We start from the raw sequence: 17,932 nt of genomic DNA, 5'->3' as shown, positions 1-17,932 counted from the left end.
CTCTGTGATCGGTGGCCGCCCGTCGTGGCGTGCCGAGAACCTGGTCCGGTTCCAACTCGTTGAGCATCGATTATGCCAGGTCAACCGCTATCACCCCAAACACCGAGATGCGTGCGGACATTCCCGGCGAGCCGTCTCGCCGGATCAGTCGCTGTCCATGGACCCTGGCGTGGTCTTGGACACCTGAACAAGGAATTCGTAGTTGTTCTTCGTCTTACGCAGCTGCGACATCAGCAGGTCGATGGCCTGGTGGGAATCCAGGCCCGATAGCACGCGGCGCAGCTTGTGCACAATAGCGAACTCGTCGGGCGACAGCAGTAGCTCGTCCTTGCGGGTTCCAGAAGGGTTCACGTCGACCGCAGGGAAAACCCGCCGCTCGGCGATCTTGCGGTCCAGCTTGAGCTCGGCGTTGCCGGTGCCCTTGAACTCCTCGAAAATGACCGTGTCACCAGTGGACCCGGTCTCGACCATCGCAGTGGCGATGATGGTCAGCGACCCGCCCTCTTCGATGTTGCGCGCGGCCCCCAGGAAGCGCTTGGGCGGGTACAACGCCGTGGAATCGACACCACCGGACAGGATCCGGCCCGACGCCGGCGACGCGTTGTTGTAAGCGCGGCCTAGCCGGGTGATTGAATCGAGCAGCACCACGACGTCCTTGCCTTGCTCCACCAGCCGCTTGGCGCGTTCGATCGCCAGCTCGGCGACCGACGTGTGGTCCGACGGCGGCCGGTCGAAAGTTGAAGCGATGACCTCGCCTTTGACCGAGCGCTGCATATCGGTGACCTCCTCAGGCCGCTCGTCGACGAGCACGACCATGAGGTGGCATTCCGGGTTGTTCCTGGTGATCGCGTTGGCGATGTCCTGCAGGATCGTTGTCTTGCCCGCTTTGGGCGGCGACACAATCAACGCGCGTTGACCCTTGCCGATCGGCATGATGAGGTCGATGACCCGGGTGGTCAGCCGCTCGGTACTGGTTTCCAGACGAAGCCGCTGGTTGGGGTACAACGGCGTCAGTTTGCCGAACTCGGGCCGCTTCTTGGCGTCTTCGACCGATCCGCCGTTGATGCTGTCCAGGCGGACCAGCGGGTTGAACTTCTGCCGCTGGTTGGGTTGCTCCCCTTCCTTGGGCACCCGCACCGCACCGGTCACCGCATCACCACGGCGCATGCCGTTCTTGCGCACCATGTTCATCGACACATACACGTCGTGCGGACCGGGTAGGTAGCCGGAGGTGCGCACAAACGCGTAGTTGTCCAGGACGTCGAGTATGCCGGCTACCGGCTGGACGACGTCGTCCTCACGCAGTTCAGCCTCGGCGCCGTCGCCGGATCGTTCACCGCGGCGCCGCCGATCGCGGAACCGGCGTCCGCGCCGGCCCTGACGCGCTTCTCCGTCCTCGTCGCCGCGCGCCTGCTGACCGCCCGAAGCCTGCTGGTCACCCCCTTGGTCGCCACCCGCGTCGGTGCCACGCTCCTCGGTCTTGGCGTCCTGTTGACCGCCTTGGCGGTTGTCGGTGTCGTCTGCGGCTGTGCCCGCACGCTCACCGGAGCCGGAGGGTCCCGCTTCACGGGTGGCGCTGCGCCGCTCCGGGCGGACCTGTTGGCTTTGGGAATCGATCTGTTCGGTCGGGGTCTGTTCCCCCTGGGTGGCCGGTGCCTCGGAACTGGGCGGCCGGTCGCCCTTGTCGTGCTCTTGAGCCGACCGGTCAACGGCTGGGGCGCCGTTGGCCTGTCGCCTGATCTCCTCAATCGCAGCGATCAGTTCGTTCTTCCGCATACCCGATGTTCCCTTCACGCCGGCTCGATTAGCCAGCGCACGCAGTTCGGGCAGCACCATGGTGGCCAGCGAGCCGGCCGGCTCGTCGGCGTTGAGGTCTGGGGGATCTGTGGCAGCGGCATCCGACGGCTTGCCGTCGGTACTTTCGCCAGCCGTAATGAGGTCCGTATCGGTCACGGATTTCCTTTCCTTCCCCCGCTGATCACGTCATACGGGGTTTTGTTGCAGTCAGCCAAATCGCCGAGTGCGCCAATCATCGACTTTGCAACGGTGATCGCCATCAGCGGCGAATACGGCGAACCTCGTCCACAAGAAGAATTGGTGGCTGTCCTAGCGGCAAGGCAGTACGTATGCAGATGCTGCGATTGCTGGACGGCTCCGAGGATAGCCCGCTTCCTGGCCGGAAGCAAGCAAACCCCCGCAACCTTGCGGATTAACCGGGAACTCTTACTGTCGGGCTCCAGCGAACCGCCTCGCCAACAGTCAGCTCGGTAACGGCAAATCCCTTTGCGGCTCCGAACTCCACGGCGTCGGTCGGCAACTCTGAATCTGTACTCAGGGCGATCAACGAAGGACCTGCCCCGGACAGTGCTGCTGCCACGTTATGACGCCGCAACAGCCGAAGATATTCCGCGGAGGCTGTCATTGCCGCGGCACGTTGCGGCTGATGAAGCAGATCTTCGGTGGCCGCCATCAGCAGATCGGGCCGTTCGGTGAGCGCAACCACCAGCAGCGCCGCGCGACTGACATTGAACCGTGCGTCGTCGTGACTAACCTGCGCGGGCAATAGCACCCGCGTTTCCGCGGTCGACGAACGCTGCTCGGGAATCGCAGTGAACAGGCGGATATCGGGATGAAGCCGCAGTGATACGGCCGAATAGTTGGGCCGGTCACCACTGTGGTCAGTCCACGAAACCACGGCACCACCCAAAACCGCGGCCGCCGCGTTGTCGGGATGACCCTCGAACTCCGAAGCCAACTGAATCAGCTCAGCATCGCTCGATGGTGACGAATCCGTTTGTACGACAAGACCGTTAACGGCCGCAAGACCGCCCACAACTGCTGCCGCGGAGGAGCCGAGGCCGCGGGAGTGCGGGATGGCGTTGCGGCAGCGCACCGCCAGGCCGGCGGCGCTGACCCCCGCTGCCTGTAACCCGTGCTGCACGGCGCGGACCACGAGGTGCTCGGGGCCCAGCGGCACCTGGTCGCCGCCCTCGCCGTCTACAGTCACCGTCAAGCCGGAATCTGTTGTCTCGACGATGATCTCGTCGTAGAGACTCAGCGCCAAACCGACACTGTCGAAGCCCGGGCCCAGGTTTGCACTGGACGCCGCCACCACCGCACTGGCCACCAGCCCAGAAGGCAACAATGCTTGAGTCACCATGCGTGCCGACCCGCCGCACCCGGCTCCGCCGCGCTTGCGATCGCCACCCAATCCAAACCGTGCCGACCCGCCGCACCCGGCTCCGCCGCGCTTGCGATCGCCACCCAATCCAAACCGTGCCGACCCGCCGCACCCGGCTCCGCCGCGCTTGCGATCGCCACCCAATCCAAACCGTGCCGACCCGCCGCACCCGGCTCCGCCGCGCTTGCGATCGCCACTAGGCCAGCCCTAGCTTCTCGACGACGGCTACCGGGTCCACGGGAACCGGAGACACGCTCGGCATGTCTTTGAGCGCGGTGTCGGGATCCTTAAGACCGTTGCCGGTTACCGTGCACACCACCGTCGAACCACGCGCCACCCAGCCGTCGTCGATCGCTTTGAGGAGACCCGCAATGCTGGCTGCGGACGCGGGCTCCACGAATACGCCTTCGACACGAGCCACCAGGTGATATGCGGCCAGTATCTCCTCGTCGGAGGCGGCCAAGAAGCGGCCCTTGGACTGCTGCTGTGCCTCGACGGCCGAAGTCCACGACGCCGGCGAGCCGATGCGGATCGCGGTTGCGATGGTCTCCGGGTGGCTCACCGGTTCGCCGAGCACCAGGGGCGCCGCGCCCGCGGCCTGAGTGCCCAGCATGCGGGGCAACTTGTCGATCAGGCCCAGCTGGTGATACTCGGTGTAGCCCTTCCAGTACGCGGTGATGTTGCCGGCGTTGCCAACCGGCAGAGCATGCACGTCCGGCGCGGTACCTAGCACGTCGACGATCTCGAACGCTGCCGTTTTCTGGCCCTCGATGCGCACCGGGTTTACCGAGTTGACCAACGAAATCGTCGGGAAGTCCGCGGCCATCTTGCGCGCCAGTTCCAGGCAGTCGTCGAAGTTACCGTCGATCTGGATGATCTTGGCGCCGTGCATGACCGCCTGTGCGAGCTTGCCCATCGCGATCTTGCCCTGCGGTATCAGCACCGCGCAGGTGATGCCGGCCCGGGCGGCATAGGCCGCCGCCGACGCCGAGGTATTTCCGGTCGATGCGCACAAGACCGCCCGCTGACCATGGGCAAGGGCATCGGTGACCGCCATCGTCATGCCACGATCCTTGAAGGAGCCGGTGGGGTTGAGGCCCTCCACTTTGAGGTGGATCGTGCAGCCCGTCTGCTTGGAGAGATTAGTTGCCGCGATGAGGGGAGTACCACCCTCGAGCAGGGTCACCGGAGTCCAGTCGTCACCCACCGGCAGCCGGTCACGGTACGCGGCAATCACTCCCGGCCACGGCTGGTGAGTGGCCGTCGGCGGGACGGTCATAAGCCGGTTCCTTCCAGTCGTATCACGCTGGACACACCCTGCACGACATCCAAGTCGTCCAGTGCATCAACGGTTTCCGAGAGTGCGGCGTCAGTGGCGAGGTGCGTGACCACCACGATTCGGGCTCCCACCCGTCGACCACCTTCGTCCACAACGCCCTCCTGGCGCACCTCGGCGATGCTCACCTCGCGTTTGGCGAATTCCGCCGCCACCGCGGACAAGACGCCCGGCTTGTCGGCGACGTTCATGCTGACGTAATAGCGCGTTTCAATGAAACCCATTGGTGCCACCGGAAGTTGAGCGTATTTAGACTCACGGGGGCCGCGGCTGCCGAGTACCCGGTTGCGGGCGGCCATCACTAGGTCACCGGTCACCGCAGAGGCGGTCGGCGCGCCGCCCGCGCCCTGGCCGTAGAACATCAGCCGGCCCGCGGCCTCGGCCTCGACCACCACGGCATTGAACGCGCCGTTGACCGCGGCAAGCGGATGCGACAGAGGTACCAGGGCCGGATAGACGCGGGCCGATACCCGCTGCGAACCTTCGTCGGTGGTTATGCGCTCACAGATCGACAGCAGTTTGATGGTGCAACCCAGCGCGTGCGCGGATCCGAAGTCGGCCGGAGTGACCTTGGTGATGCCTTCGCGATACACGTCGTCTGCGGTCACCCGGGTGTGGAAGGCAATGGATGCCAGGATCGCTGCCTTGGCCGCGGCGTCGTAGCCTTCGACGTCTGCGGTGGGATCAGCCTCCGCATAGCCCAGCGCACTTGCGTCGGCCAGGGCGCTGGCATAGTCAGCGCCGGTGCTGTCCATCGCCGAGAGGATGTAGTTGGTGGTGCCGTTGACGATCCCGGCCACTCGCAGCACCGTGTCGCCGGCCAGCGACTGGGTGAGCGGACGGATGACCGGAATGGCGCCCGCCACGGCCGCCTCGAAATACAGATCAACATGGGCGCTTTCGGCGGCCTGTGCCAATTCGCCGGTGGAGGTGGCGAGTAAAGCCTTGTTCGCCGTAACGACGGACTTGCCGCGCTCAAGGGCGCCCAGGATCGCCTTGCGCGACGGTTCCACCGGCCCCATCACTTCCACCACGATATCGACATCCTCGCGGGCCACGAGCTCTTCAATGTCGTCGGTCAACAATTCGATCGGCACGCCGCGATCGGTCGTCACGCGGCGCACGCCGATGCCCCGCAGGACCAATGGGGCACCGACACGAGCCGCGAGATCCTCGGCGCTGTTCTCGATGATGCGGACAACCTCGCTGCCGACGTTGCCCAAACCGAGTACCGCTACGCCGACCGGCTTTTCGTCACCGGGCACGGGTCACCTCACTTCCAAACTCAGCAAATCGTCGACCGTCTCCCGACGCAGGACCAGGCGAGCGTTGCCCGCGTGCACCGCTACCACAGCGGGACGGCCGACCATGTTGTAACGACTCGACAGCGAATAGCAGTAAGCGCCGGTGGCGGCAACCGCAACCAGATCGCCGGGCCGAATATCGTCGGGCACCCAGGTGTCCCGCACGATGATATCGCCACTTTCGCAGTGCTTTCCGACCAGACGGGCCGGTACCGGCGGGGCGTCGCTGACTCGAGACACCAGCCGGACGTCATACTGCGCGCCGTAGAGCGCGGTGCGGATGTTGTCGCTCATGCCGCCGTCGACACTGACGTAACGTCGATGCGCTGTGGCGCTGACATCGACGTCCTTAACGGTGCCGACCTCATACAACGTGATGGTGCCCGGTCCGGCGATGGCGCGTCCGGGCTCCACAACGAGCTTGGGCGTCGGCAGCCCCACGGCCGTTGACTCGTCGCTCACGATGGTACCCAGCTTGGCCGCGAGCTCGGCTATCGGCGGTGGGTCGTCGGACGGCAAATACGAGATGCCCAAGCCGCCACCGAGATCGACGGTCGCGATCTGTGCCGTCTTTTCGGGACCGAACTCGCCGACGACGTCGCGTAGCAGGCCGATGACACGGTGCGCGGCGAGTTCGAAGCCGTCCACGTCGAAGATCTGCGAACCGATGTGGCTGTGTAGCCCAACCAGGCGCAGGTGATCAGTGGCGAAAACGCGCCGCACCGCTGCCATGGCCGCGCCGCTGGCCACCGATAACCCGAATTTCTGGTCCTCGTGCGCGGTGGAGATGAACTCGTGGGTGTGCGCCTCGACACCGACGGTGAGACGCACCAGGACATCCTGGACGATTCCGGCCTCGCCCGCGATGGCGTCGAGGCGCTCGATCTCGGTCATCGAATCGACGACAATATGGCCGACTCCGGCTTTGACCGCAGCGGTCAACTCTGAGACCGATTTGTTGTTGCCGTGCAAGGTAATTCGCTCGGGCGGAAAGCTAGCGTGCAGCGCGACCGCCAACTCCCCACCGGTGCAAACGTCCAGACAGAGCCCTTCTTCGCTGATCCACCGGGCTACTTCGCTGCACAGGAACGCCTTGGCGGCATAGTGCACGTTCGCCCCACTTCCAAAGGCCGCGGCGGTTTCTCGGCAGCGCGAGCGAAAGTCGTCCTCGTCGATGACGAACAGCGGGGTCCCGTACTCCTGGGCGAGCTGCGTCAGTGGAATTCCTGCGATGCAGACCACACCGACTTCATCGCGAGTAGTATTGCGCGGCCACACATTCGGCGCTAAGTGCAGCAGCTCGTTCACATTCGCTCCGGTGCGGTGACGCCGATGATCGCCAGCCCGTTGGCGATGACCTGACGGGTGGCCTGGCACAACGCTAGGCGCGCGGTGTGCAGGTCGGTGGGCTGCTCGTCGCCTTGCGGCAACACTCGGCACGAGTCGTAGAACCGGTGATAGTCGCCGGCCAGGTCTTCCAGGTAGCGGCAGACCCGGTGCGGTTCCCGCAGGGAGGCCGCGGTCTCGAGCACCCTCGGGAATTCGCCGAGGGTGCGCAGCAGCGTGCCCTCCTTGTCGTGGTTAAGCAGTTCGAGGTGGTTTGTATCCGGGATCAGGGCGAGTTCGGCGGCGTTGCGAGCCAGCGCTGAGAGCCGGGCATGCGCGTATTGCACGTAATAGACCGGGTTTTCGTTCGACGCCGAGGACCATAGCGCCAGGTCGATGTCGATCGCGGTGTCCACCGAGGAGCGGATCAGGCTGTAACGTGCGGCGTCCACGCCGATCGCCTCGACCAGGTCGTCGAGGGTGAGCACGGTGCCTGCACGTTTGCTCATCCGGACCGGTTGGCCGTCGCGGACCAGGTTCACCATCTGCCCAATGAGCACCTCGACGGTGGCCGGGTCGTCACCGAAGGCGGCGGCCGCGGCCTTTAGCCGGGCGATGTAGCCGTGATGGTCGGCGCCGAGCATGTAGATGCACAAGTCAAAACCGCGTTGGCGTTTGTCCAAGTAGTAGGCGAGATCACCGGCGATATATGCCGGTTTGCCGTCGCTCTTGATCACGACGCGGTCCTTGTCGTCACCAAATGCGCTGGTGCGCAACCAGGTTGCGCCGTCCTTCTCGTAGATGTTGCCGGTTTCGCGGAGTCGGGCGATGGCGTTCTCGACCCGGCCGCCGGTGTGCATCGAGTCTTCGTGGGTGTAGACGTCGAAGTCGGTACCGAACTCGTGCAGAGACTGTTTGATGTGGTCGAACATCAAGTCGACGCCGATTGCGCGGAAGGTCTCGCGCAACTCTGCGTCTGGCAGACTCAGCGCGTCAGGCGCCTTCTGCAGCACCTGCTCGGCGATGTTGGTGATGTAGCTGCCCGCGTAGCCGTCTTGGGGCGTGGGTTCGCCCTTGGCCGCGGCGATCAGGGAGTTGGCGAATCGGTCGATCTGGGCGCCGTGGTCGTTGAAATAGTATTCGCGGACCACGTCGGCGCCCTGGGTGGTGAGCAAACGGCCCAGCGCGTCACCGACCGCGGCCCAACGGGTACCGCCGATGTGGATCGGTCCGGTGGGGTTGGCGGAGACGAATTCCAGGTTGACCTTGCGCCCGGCCAGCAGCAGCGAGTGACCGTAGCTGTGGCCGGCGTCGATAACGCTGGTAACGACTTTAGCCTGGGCGGCGGTTTCCAGCCGCATGTTGATAAAGCCCGGCCCGGCCACCTCCGCCGAGGCGATACCGTCGACCTTTGTCAGTGCCTCGGCAAGCCATCCGGCCAGCTCACGCGGGTTGGTGCCGACTTTCTTGGCGAGCTGCATCGCCAGGTTACTGGCATAGTCGCCGTGCTCGGGAATGCGCGGGCGTTCCACCGTGACCATCTGCGGCAACGCGGAGGCATCGAGGCCGCGCTCGGCCAGCACCGCGGCCGCGGTCGCTTTGAGCAGCTCAGCCAGGTCAGCGGGGGTCACGAACGTCCATCCTATGGGCTGAGGTGGTTGGGCTTCGAATCCGTTGCGGTGGTCAGTGGGTAGCCGCGATGCGCTACTCTGGCGGGGCCCCATGGCGCAACGTGTCGTCGTGCGCCCCCGTAGCTCAGGGGATAGAGCGTCTGCCTCCGGAGCAGAAGGCCGCAGGTTCGAATCCTGCCGGGGGCACAAGGGTTGATCTAGCCTCACGCATGGCTACAACAATGTGATCGGCGCCACCCGCGAGGGCGGCCGCATAGTTGGCTTCGTGGTCTCGCTCTCAAATTCGTCGGGGTAAGAACCAGGGCGCCCCGCGTGCCGCGTTGCTGGCGACCCGGTGCGCCGAGTGCACGTTCCGTGTTGTCTCATTCGCCTGACGCGCTCCGGCACAGCCATGGCGGACCATTCTCCTTGCACTGTCGGGACACCGTCGAACCGGTATCGATATTGCCAAGGATTTATTGAGAATCTGTCAAGGCCCGGTGCTGATTCTGAGGGCACGCAAACCAGCGCAACCTCCGATGACATCAGCACAAGGAGATCATCAATGTTCACTCGCCGTTTCGCCGCCTCCATGGTTGGCACCACCTTGACTGCCGCCACTTTGGGCCTGGCCGCACTCGGCTTCGCCGGGACCGCCAGCGCAAGCTCGACCGACGAAGCGTTCCTCGCGCAGCTGCAGGCGGACGGGATCACTCCGCCGAGCGCAGCGCGCGCCATCAAGGACGCGCACGCCGTCTGCGACGCCCTCGACGAGGGTCACTCGGCCAAAGCGGTCATCAAGGCGGTGGCCAAGGCGACCGGTCTGAGCGCCAAGGGCGCCAAGACGTTCGCCGTTGACGCCGCGTCGGCCTACTGCCCGCAGTACGTGACCTCGAGCTAAACAGCGACCACCACGATGTGGGGACCCCGGACGGGTCCCCACATCCGCACTTGTCGATCAAGGGTGACGTACGGTGTCATCAGTGACTTCCAGCGGCCAGAAATCCTAGTCCGAAATTGGGCCGCCTCAGCCACTCACGTCCGGGCAGTTTTTCGGCGCCACCGCACGTAGACTGCCAAAGCCGAAGTCCCGGTAGCCCTTTGGAATGCTCACCGACCGCAACACGGCGAGCGATCCCATCAGCCGGGCGACCATCCGCGTATAGCCGTCGAACACCGGCACGCCACGGATCCGCCTGCAGTCGGCCTTGGTAGGAAAGCAGGACACACCGTCGGCGATAACCCCGATTCGAGCGCCTTCCAGAACTTCCCCTGCACCCCATCGGCCACCCGATCCCCCCGACCCCGAAACCCCTTCTGATAACCCATGCAGCGCCAACACCTCTGGCCAAGTGTTGCAGCGATCACTTGGGGTTAACGGCCGGAAACTCGCCATGAGTGCACGCTCGGCGAAGCGAGAGCGGAAAAATGCTTCTACTGCCGCATCGAAGTGTTACGTAGTTCCGCCTAGTGCTCGCGGATGGGTGCATGCTTATTCGGTGACCGCAACCAGCATGCTCAACCGTCGCAAAGCCATACTGGATTACTTACAGGGCGCAGTCTGGGTGCTGCCGACATTCGGCGTTGCGATCGGTCTGGGGTCGGGAGCGGTCCTGTCGATGATTCCCGTGAAATCCGGCACGCTGATCGACAAGCTGATGTTTCAGGGCACCCCAGGCGACGCCCGAGGCGTGCTGATCGTGGTGTCGGCCACGATGATCACCACCATCGGCATCGTCTTCTCGCTGACGGTGCTGTCCCTACAGATCGCCTCCAGCCAGTTCTCGGTGCGGTTGCTACGAACCTTCCTGCGCGATGTGCCCAACCAGGTGGTGCTGGCGATCTTTGCCTGCACCTTCGCCTACAGCACCGGTGGGCTACACACCGTCGGGGAGCACCGCGACGGCGGGGCGTTCATTCCCAAAGTCGCGGTCACCGGGTCACTCGCGCTGGCATTCGTCAGCATCGCCGCGCTGATCTACTTCCTGCACCACCTCATGCACTCGATCCAGATAGACACGATCATGGACAAGGTGCGGCTGCGCACGCTGGGGCTGGTTGACCAGTTGTATCCGGAATCGGATACGGCGGATCGACAAGTAGAGACACCGCCCAGCCCCCCGGCTGATGCGGTGCCGCTGTTGGCCCCGCACTCGGGTTACCTACAAACCGTCGACGTCGACGACATCGCCGAATTGGCGGCAGCCAGCCGGTATACGGCGCTGCTGGTTACCTTCGTCGGCGATTACGTCACCGCCGGGGGCCTGCTCGGCTGGTGCTGGCGCAGGGGCACCGCGCCGGGCGCGCCAGGGTCTGACTTCCCGCAACGCTGCTTACGTCATGTGCACATCGGATTCGAGCGCACCCTGCAGCAGGACATCCGCTTCGGATTGCGGCAGATGGTGGATATCGCGCTGCGGGCACTATCGCCCGCACTCAACGACCCGTACACGGCGATCCAAGTCGTGCACCATCTTTCGGCCGTGGAGTCGGTGCTGGCATCGCGGGCGCTGCCGGACGACGTGCGCCGCGACCGCGCCGGGGAGCTCCTCTTCTGGCTGCCGTACCCCAGCTTCGCCACCTACCTGCACGTCGGATGTGCCCAGATCCGCCGCTACGGCTCGCGTGAGCCGCTGGTGCTCACTGCGCTGCTGCAGCTGCTCAGCGCGGTCGCCCAGAACTGCGTCGACCCGTCGCGCCGTGTAGCGGTGCAAACCCAAATTGCCCTGGTCGTGCGGGCAGCACAGCGCGAGTTCGCGGACGAATCCGACCGGGCCATGGTTCTCGGTGCCGCGGCGCGGGCGACCGAGGTCGTCGAGCGCCCCGGGACTCTAGCGCCGCCGCCGTCCACGTTCGGCCAGGTAGCCGCCGCGCAGGCGGCGGCGTCGACGATCCGGTCCGCTGACCGAGACGGCTAGCCCGGCGACGATGCACGCCGAAACGGCGGGTTGAGGAGCCGGGCAATCTAACCTAGCCCGGCGACGATGCACGCCGAAACGGCGGGTTGAGGAGCCGGGCAATCTAACCCAGCCCGGCGGGGCGACAAGCGACCAGGATTACCCAACTGGCGTCCAGCCATTCCACAGGTCGCCGAAGTCGAGAGCGACCAGCGATGCCCGGTCGACGTTGACGATTTCGCGGAAATGGTCTTGCCACCCCCACCAAACACTGATGAAGAACACGTGGTCATACCAGCTGAGCTGATAGTCCGGGGGAATGACCTCGCCCTTGTTCTCCGGCGCAAACACGGCAACGGCCAGCAAACCCAGTATTGCGGACTTTGGCAGCTGAATTTTGCCGTCATTGGCAATGCGGAGTGCGGCACTGGCGTTCACGTACGGGCTTACTTCGAATTCAACCGAGGATTCGTCAGCATGACCGTGCAACCACCGGTGAATTCCATACAGGACGTCGGCGATGTCGGGGCGCTTATCCGGCAGCAAGTCCGATCTCACCCCGACAGGGAAGCGAGTCTTTTCCAGGTCGACGCCAGGCGTGGCCATCACTCCGTAAATGTCGAGTGAATCCCGTAGCGCCGTCCGGAATCGAGTGCCGACGCCCAGCGTGGGATAGCGCTTCCTGCCGGTCTCGTCGACGGCGTTGCACGCGTGGAGCATCGCCACGTCCCACAGCTTGCGATCCCACTGTTGCAGCGACTGCGCAACTGACTCGCCCACGCTCACACACATGAGGCTATCGGCCAGCGGCCACCTGCCCGCGGGGTATACGTGGTGCGGCTAATCGGCGCGTTCTGCGGCCGCCCCGATGCTCGCGGGGCGCAGCCGGGCGACGATGCCGTCGAGGTCGAGACGGAACATGTCGGGCCGGAAGACGTGACCGCCAGGCACCTCGTGCGATTCATGCGGGATGCCGGCGTTGCTGAGGCGTTCGCGGAACTCCCTCTGCCCGGCTAGCACCTGGGTCTCGTTCACGCTGTCGAACCAGTTGGCCGGGTCCGGACTGGTGCCGGCGACCAGGAAGATCCGCTTGTTGCGGTAGCTGTCGATACGCTCGACCGGGTTGTCGGCGCTGACCCTAGCTTGGTCCCAGAGCGGCGCGCCGTAAACCGTGCCGCCGCCTAGATCCAGCACCGCCGAGGACAGGTTTGCCCAATGCACTACCAGGCCGAAGTCGCGGCGCAGACTTGCCGGTCCGGAGTGGCTGCTCGCCGACGCGAAGTGGCCGTAGTACTTTGCTGCGTACTTCAGCGCGCCGAAGCCACCCATCGAAAACCCGGCGACCGCGCGGCCGTCGTATTCGGCGTAGGTTCGGAAGTTCGCCTCGATCCAGGGGAGCAGCTGGGCGATGTGGAATGTCTCCCAGTTCCGTGGGCCGACGAACGAGCTGACCGGGTTGGAATACCAGCCCGCGTGCCCGCCGTCGGGCATCACGATGATGATCGGCTTTCCGGCGGTCAGGTCGCGGATGCCCAGAAAGTCGAACGTGCGGAAATCCTGGTCGGTGCCGCCGCCGTGGAACAGGTAGAGGACGGGATAGGTGCGTCCGCTGGTGCGGTAGTCATCGGGAAGCAGGACGTTGACTCCGGGGTTCCAGCCGATCGCGGAGGTCTGGAACCGGTAGTACCACAGGCGGGGATCGTTCTCGTTGCGGTCCACGATCCTTAGGCCGAACCCGTCGCTACGCCCGATGAATATGACCAGTACCTGCCCGACGTCGATGACGCCAGGATCGGCGATGCCATTGACGGCGGCGATAAGCGGATATAGGGAGGCGTCGCCATAGAAGCGCGCAGCCAATGCCGACAGCGTGTCCCCGGCAACAACGGTGTATCGCGTGAAGTCAGGCATAATCAGCCGCTGCCCCACATTGACGACGTCGGGATCGGCGATCCCGCTGGCGGCGGCGATCAGCCAATTCAATTCCGCGTCGCCATAGAAGCGCAACGCCAACGCCGACAGCGTGTCCCCGGCAACAACGGTGTATCGCGTGAAGTCAGGCATAATCAGCCGCTGCCCCACATTGACGACGTCGGGATCGGCGATCCCGCTGGCGGCGGCGATCAGCCGATACAGTTCCGCGTCGCCATAGAAGCGCAACGCCAACGCCGACAGCGTCTCCCCCGCGACAACCGCATGTGTGCTGACCATTCGTTGACTCCTTCGGTTGCACCTGGCTCAGGCAGGCCCTGCCGATGGCTCTGGCGGCTAGTCACCATGGCGCGAGGCGCCGTGCCGCGTGCTCTCCTGCGCGCGATAGTCGTCGGCGAGCTGGGCGACGTGCTCGGGCAGCGCGCCACCGGCAACGTCAGCCAGCGTGGTCTCCTCCAGCACCGACCGCATACTGGCGCGCAGCGCGCGCCAAACGTCGGTCAGCGCGGTAGTGGGGCCCGAGTAGGGCAGGTCGCCAAGTCCGATATCGCGGACACTAGCCAGCGGTCCGTCGATGCAGCGCAATACGTCGGCGATGCTGATCTCGGTGCCCGGACGCGCCAATTCATAACCACCCTCGCGACCGCGGTGGCTTCGCACCAGGCGGTCGGTGCGCAGGTTGGTCAGGATATCGACGAGAAACTGCGGTGGTATGCCTTGGGCCGCAGCCAGATCGTCGGTCTTGACCACGGTGCCACTGGCGGCCGTGGCGAGCTGGACCATCGCCCGCACCGCGTACTCCGCCTTAGCTGACATCCGCATGCTTCAGGATTGTGCCACCCGCTTGCCAGGGACAGCAGAGCAACCAGGCCGGCCTAAGACGATGACTCCAACAGGTCGATAACCTCCTGCGCCTGCTCGTCTATGCTGCGATCCGGCGTAAGCCGTAGGTCTGGGTTCTTGGGCCGCTGATATGGGCTGTCGATCCCGGTGAAGTGCGTGATCTCACCCGCACGCGCTTTGGCGTACAACCCTTTGGGATCACGCCTCTCACAGTCCTGCAGCGGGGTGTCACAGAACACCTCGAAAAAGTCGATTCCCGCATCAGCGTGCACTTTACGAGCCAGGGCACGGTGCTCAGCAAGGGGGCTGATCGCCGGCACCAGCACCAGGTGGCCACAATCGGCGAGCAGTGTGGCCACATGCGACAGCCGGCGCAGGTTCTCCGCGCGGTCGGCCATGGAAAAGCCCAGGTCGGCGTTGAGGCCATGCCGTAGGTTGTCGCCGTCCAGAACGTAAGCGGAGATGCCCTTTTCGAGTAGCTTCCGCTCAACCAGCATGGCCACCGACGACTTGCCGGAGCCGGACAGTCCGGTAAACCACACCGTCTTGCCCCTGGGCGGCCGATCTTGCGCAGTGACGAGCGATCTGTGCCGCACCGTGTTCGGGCTAGGCGTGCGGGCCGAGACGTCGCGTAACACCATGCCCGCCGCCACCGTTCCGTTGGTGTCGGGGTCAATGAGGATGAACGAGCCGGTGCTAGCGTTGCGGGTGTACTCGTCAAGCAGCAACGGCACCTGGGTGCGCAGCGAAACACGGCCCAGTTCGTTGAGTTTCAACGCCGTTGCGGTCTTGTCGCGATGCAGGGTGTTGACATCGAGCCGGTAATCCAGCCCGGCTATCCTCGCGCGGACGGTTCGGGTGGTGTGCTTGACAACGTAGTCGCGGCCGGGCTCTAGCACCGCGTTGTCGGCCATCCAGCACACGGTCGCGTCGAATTCTTGTGTGATCCTGGGCTGGTTGTGGGTGCGAGCGATCATGTCACCACGCGAGATATCGATGTCGTCGGCGAGCCGCACCGAAACCGCCATCGGCGGAAACGCTTCTGCCACCGGGCCGTTCGGGCCGTCGATCGCGGTGATCCGGGTGGTCTTACCGATCGGCAGCACGACAACTTCGTCGCCTGAACGCATTACCCCACTGGCCACGGTGCCCGCGTAGCTGCGGTGGTCTTGATGCTCGAGGGTGTGCGGCCGGATGACGTACTGGACCGGGAATCGCACGTCGACCATGTTGCGGTCACCGGCGATGTAGACGTCTTCGAGATGCGACAGCAGCGACGGTCCCTCGTACCAGGGCGTCTGGTCGGATTTGGTCACCACGTTGTCGCCGTGCAGCGCGGAGATTGGGATGGAGGTGACGTCCTGCACGTCGAGGCGGGCCGCGAAGGCGTGGAATTCGTCTCGAATCGCGTCGAATTTCTCTTGGTCCCAGCCAAGCAAGTCCATCTTGTTGACCGCGAGCACCAGGTGGCGGATGCCCAGCAGCGACGCCAGGAAGGCGTGCCGGCGGGATTGCTCCAGCAAGCCGTGCCGGGCATCCACCAGTACGATCACCAGTTGGGCGGTGGACGCACCGGTCACCATGTTGCGGGTGTATTGGATGTGTCCCGGGGTGTCGGCAATGATGAATTTCCGCTTGGGAGTGGCGAAGTAGCGGTAGGCAACGTCGATGGTGATGCCCTGTTCCCGCTCGGCCCGCAGGCCGTCGGTGACCAGAGCCAGGTCGGTGTAGTCGTGGCCCCGGTCCTTGGACGTTTGCTCCACCGACGCCCACTGGTCTTCCATCACAGCCTTGGAGTCGTAGAGTAGCCGCCCAATCAGCGTGGACTTGCCATCGTCGACGGAACCCGCTGTCGCCAGCCGCAATAGCGTCGTCATCAGAAGTATCCCTGCCGCTTGCGGTCTTCCATTCCAGCCTCCGAGATCCGGTCGTCAGCCCTGGTCGCCCCGCGCTCCGTCAAGCGGGCCACCGCAGTTTCGGCGATGACTTCCGCGACCGTCGATGCCGACGACTCGACGCACCCGGTGCAGGTAACATCCCCGACGGTGCGGAATCGCACCGTGGCCTCGAACACCGGCTCGTCGGCTCGCGGTTGCATGTGCCGGTGCACGGCCAGCAACATGCCGTCGCGCTGAAACACCTTGCGCCGGTGGGCGAAATAGATGGACGGCAGCCTGACCTGCTCGGCGCCGATGTAGGACCAGATGTCGAATTCGGTCCAGTTGGACAGCGGGAAGACCCGGATGTGCTCGCCCTTGTGGTGCCGTCCGTTGTAGAGGTTCCACAGTTCCGGCCGCTGAGCCTTCGGGTCCCACTGGCCGAACTCGTCGCGGAAGCTGAACACCCGCTCCTTGGCGCGGGCCTTCTCCTCGTCGCGCCGGGCTCCCCCGAATGCCGCGTCGAATTGGTTCTCCCGGATGGCCCGCAGCAGCGTCACGGTCTGTATCGGATTTCGCGACGGGATGGTCTCGACGACCCGACCGGCATCGATATCGTCCTGCACCGACGCCACCACCAGCCGCACCCCGGCCGCGGCGACCAACTCGTCTCGGGTAGCGATAACTTCGTCGAAGTTGTGACCGGTGTCGACGTGCATGACCGGGAACGGCAGTCGCCCGGGCCGAAACGCCTTCAGCGCCAGGTGCAGCATGACGATGGAGTCCTTGCCCCCCGAGAACAACAGCACTGGCCGCTCGAACTCGGCGGCCACCTCCCGGATGACGTGGATGGCTTCGGCCTCCAGCAAGCGCAGATGGCTCAGTTGGTACTGGCCGGGTGCGGGGCCCACCGTCACATCGCTGGTCATGGCTTCCTGTTCCACGTCCTCATACCTGATAAATCCGGTAGGATTGACCATATTTATGGTTATTGCCATCTATGCAACCAGGCTTCCCTATCGCTGTCAACGCAGCCCCATCTCGGCGGGCTGCCGGTGCGCCAGTGCGCCCTAGGCTGACGGCTCGGGCTGCTAGGGCGTGACCTCGTTGAGTTTGCCGGTGGCGACATCGAAGACGAAGCCGCGCAGCGACGTGTGCTTGGTGACGAACGGGTTGACCTCGATGCGGCGCAGCGACTGACGGACGTCCTCGACGGCGTCGGGGTACGACTCGGGCGACCACGTGGGTCTGATGCCGGTCTCGTCCTGGATGGCGCGCTTGAAGTCGTCGTCGGTGAAAGTCAGCATCCCACAGTCGGTGTGGTGCAGCAGGATGATTTCGCGGGTTCCCAGCAGCCGCTGGCTGATGGCCAGTGAACGGATCACATCGTCGGTGACCACGCATCCGGCGTTGCGGATGACGTGTGCCTCGCCCTCCTTGATGCCCAGCATGCGGTAGACGTCCAGCCGGGCGTCCATGCACGCCACGATTGCGATGTGTTTGCTCGGCGGCATCGGTAGCGGGCCCTTGAAACCGCTCGCGTAGTCCACGTTGTTGGCCAGGTAGTCGTCGGTAACCGTCACGCGGGCCTCCTCGGGTATCGCGGTGTGGACTTTGCTACTCAGA

At 64.7% G+C, this 17,932-nt stretch carries 15 protein-coding genes and 1 tRNA gene; 3 read left to right on the top strand and 13 right to left on the bottom strand.

Translation table 11 applies throughout. The annotated features are described in order from the left end of the window. Nucleotides 1–144: 144 nt before the first annotated feature. The 6 genes from rho to argS form a co-directional block, all read right to left on the bottom strand. On the bottom strand, nucleotides 145–1,953 hold the full coding sequence (gene rho / locus FF952_RS06910) for a transcription termination factor Rho (protein WP_003898814.1): 1,809 nt from the start codon (nucleotides 1,951–1,953) through the stop codon (nucleotides 145–147). A 256-nt stretch (nucleotides 1,954–2,209) separates the two neighbouring features. Continuing rightward, on the bottom strand, nucleotides 2,210–3,160 hold the full coding sequence (gene thrB, locus FF952_RS06905) for a homoserine kinase (RefSeq protein ID WP_003406654.1): 951 nt from the start codon (nucleotides 3,158–3,160) through the stop codon (nucleotides 2,210–2,212). A gap of 217 nt (nucleotides 3,161–3,377) precedes the next feature. After that, nucleotides 3,378–4,460, bottom strand: coding sequence for a threonine synthase (gene thrC, locus FF952_RS06900; RefSeq protein ID WP_003406652.1), 1,083 nt, complete (start codon nucleotides 4,458–4,460; stop codon nucleotides 3,378–3,380). Further along, a complete protein-coding gene (locus FF952_RS06895) occupies nucleotides 4,457–5,782 on the bottom strand; it encodes a homoserine dehydrogenase (protein ID WP_003406648.1) in 1,326 nt (441 codons plus the stop codon). Before FF952_RS06895 ends, thrC begins: the two co-directional genes overlap by 4 nt. A gap of 3 nt (nucleotides 5,783–5,785) precedes the next feature. After that, nucleotides 5,786–7,129, bottom strand: coding sequence for a diaminopimelate decarboxylase (lysA, locus tag FF952_RS06890; protein WP_003406632.1), 1,344 nt, complete (start codon nucleotides 7,127–7,129; stop codon nucleotides 5,786–5,788). Beyond that, complete coding sequence (gene argS, locus FF952_RS06885) at nucleotides 7,126–8,778, bottom strand: arginine--tRNA ligase (RefSeq protein WP_003406630.1); 1,653 nt, start codon at nucleotides 8,776–8,778, stop codon at nucleotides 7,126–7,128. The genes lysA and argS overlap by 4 nt, the downstream gene beginning before the upstream one ends. Nucleotides 8,779–8,891: 113 nt before the next feature. On the opposite strand from argS, the gene FF952_RS06880 reads away from it, so the two are divergent. Both FF952_RS06880 and FF952_RS06875 read left to right on the top strand, forming a co-directional pair. Next, nucleotides 8,892–8,964: transfer RNA gene (locus FF952_RS06880), tRNA-Arg, on the top strand. Between the two features lie 358 nt (nucleotides 8,965–9,322). Then, a complete protein-coding gene (locus FF952_RS06875; protein ID WP_003406629.1) occupies nucleotides 9,323–9,658 on the top strand; it encodes a DUF732 domain-containing protein in 336 nt (111 codons plus the stop codon). A 126-nt stretch (nucleotides 9,659–9,784) separates the two neighbouring features. Here FF952_RS06875 and FF952_RS06870 read toward each other — a convergent pair whose 3' ends face one another. Then, nucleotides 9,785–10,099 carry a hypothetical protein gene (locus FF952_RS06870; protein ID WP_003406628.1) on the bottom strand — a complete coding sequence of 105 codons (315 nt, stop codon included), beginning with the start codon at nucleotides 10,097–10,099 and terminating at the stop codon, nucleotides 9,785–9,787. A gap of 10 nt (nucleotides 10,100–10,109) precedes the next feature. Here FF952_RS06870 and FF952_RS06865 point away from each other — a divergent pair, with 10 nt between their 5' ends. After that, entirely contained in the window at nucleotides 10,110–11,675 is a 1,566-nt protein-coding gene (locus FF952_RS06865) for a DUF2254 domain-containing protein (protein WP_003406627.1), read from the top strand. Between the two features lie 138 nt (nucleotides 11,676–11,813). Here the strand turns inward: FF952_RS06865 and FF952_RS06860 are convergent, their stop codons facing one another. From FF952_RS06860 to canA, 6 genes are all read right to left on the bottom strand, one after another. After that, a complete protein-coding gene (locus tag FF952_RS06860) occupies nucleotides 11,814–12,440 on the bottom strand; it encodes an Rv1289 family protein (RefSeq protein ID WP_003913213.1) in 627 nt (208 codons plus the stop codon). A 54-nt stretch (nucleotides 12,441–12,494) separates the two neighbouring features. Beyond that, entirely contained in the window at nucleotides 12,495–13,865 is a 1,371-nt protein-coding gene (locus tag FF952_RS06855) for an esterase (protein ID WP_003406625.1), read from the bottom strand. A 57-nt stretch (nucleotides 13,866–13,922) separates the two neighbouring features. Then, a complete protein-coding gene (locus FF952_RS06850) occupies nucleotides 13,923–14,408 on the bottom strand; it encodes an Rrf2 family transcriptional regulator (protein ID WP_003406624.1) in 486 nt (161 codons plus the stop codon). A 53-nt stretch (nucleotides 14,409–14,461) separates the two neighbouring features. Then, entirely contained in the window at nucleotides 14,462–16,306 is a 1,845-nt protein-coding gene (gene cysC / locus FF952_RS06845; RefSeq protein WP_003406621.1) for an adenylyl-sulfate kinase, read from the bottom strand. Then, nucleotides 16,306–17,304: a sulfate adenylyltransferase subunit CysD gene (gene cysD / locus FF952_RS06840; protein WP_003406618.1), complete on the bottom strand. Its 999-nt coding sequence runs from the start codon at nucleotides 17,302–17,304 to the stop codon at nucleotides 16,306–16,308. The genes cysC and cysD overlap by 1 nt, the downstream gene beginning before the upstream one ends. A 93-nt stretch (nucleotides 17,305–17,397) precedes the next feature. Then, nucleotides 17,398–17,889, bottom strand: a complete 492-nt coding sequence (gene canA, locus FF952_RS06835; RefSeq protein WP_003406616.1) for a beta-carbonic anhydrase CanA — start codon at nucleotides 17,887–17,889, stop codon at nucleotides 17,398–17,400. Between the last annotated feature and the right edge of the window lie 43 nt (nucleotides 17,890–17,932).

The sequence above is a fragment of the Mycobacterium tuberculosis complex sp. N0072 genome, assembly GCF_030323725.1.
GTDB classification, from domain to species: Bacteria; Actinomycetota; Actinomycetes; order Mycobacteriales; family Mycobacteriaceae; genus Mycobacterium; species Mycobacterium tuberculosis.
Note: the sequence above shows the minus strand (reverse complement) of the source record. Positions and strands in the feature narration are given on the sequence as shown.

Bases quoted from the DNA above. Each gene is read 5' to 3' on its own strand.
- thrB (WP_003406654.1), bottom strand. From the start codon at position 3,160: ATGGTGACTCAAGCATTGTTGCCTTCTGGGCTGGTGGCCAGTGCGGTG.
- thrC (WP_003406652.1), bottom strand. From the start codon at position 4,460: ATGACCGTCCCGCCGACGGCCACTCACCAGCCGTGGCCGGGAGTGATT.
- FF952_RS06875 (WP_003406629.1), top strand. From the start codon at position 9,323: ATGTTCACTCGCCGTTTCGCCGCCTCCATGGTTGGCACCACCTTGACT.
- FF952_RS06855 (WP_003406625.1), bottom strand. From the start codon at position 13,865: ATGGTCAGCACACATGCGGTTGTCGCGGGGGAGACGCTGTCGGCGTTG.
- FF952_RS06850 (WP_003406624.1), bottom strand. From the start codon at position 14,408: ATGCGGATGTCAGCTAAGGCGGAGTACGCGGTGCGGGCGATGGTCCAG.
- cysC (WP_003406621.1), bottom strand. From the start codon at position 16,306: ATGACGACGCTATTGCGGCTGGCGACAGCGGGTTCCGTCGACGATGGC.
- cysD (WP_003406618.1), bottom strand. From the start codon at position 17,304: ATGGCAATAACCATAAATATGGTCAATCCTACCGGATTTATCAGGTAT.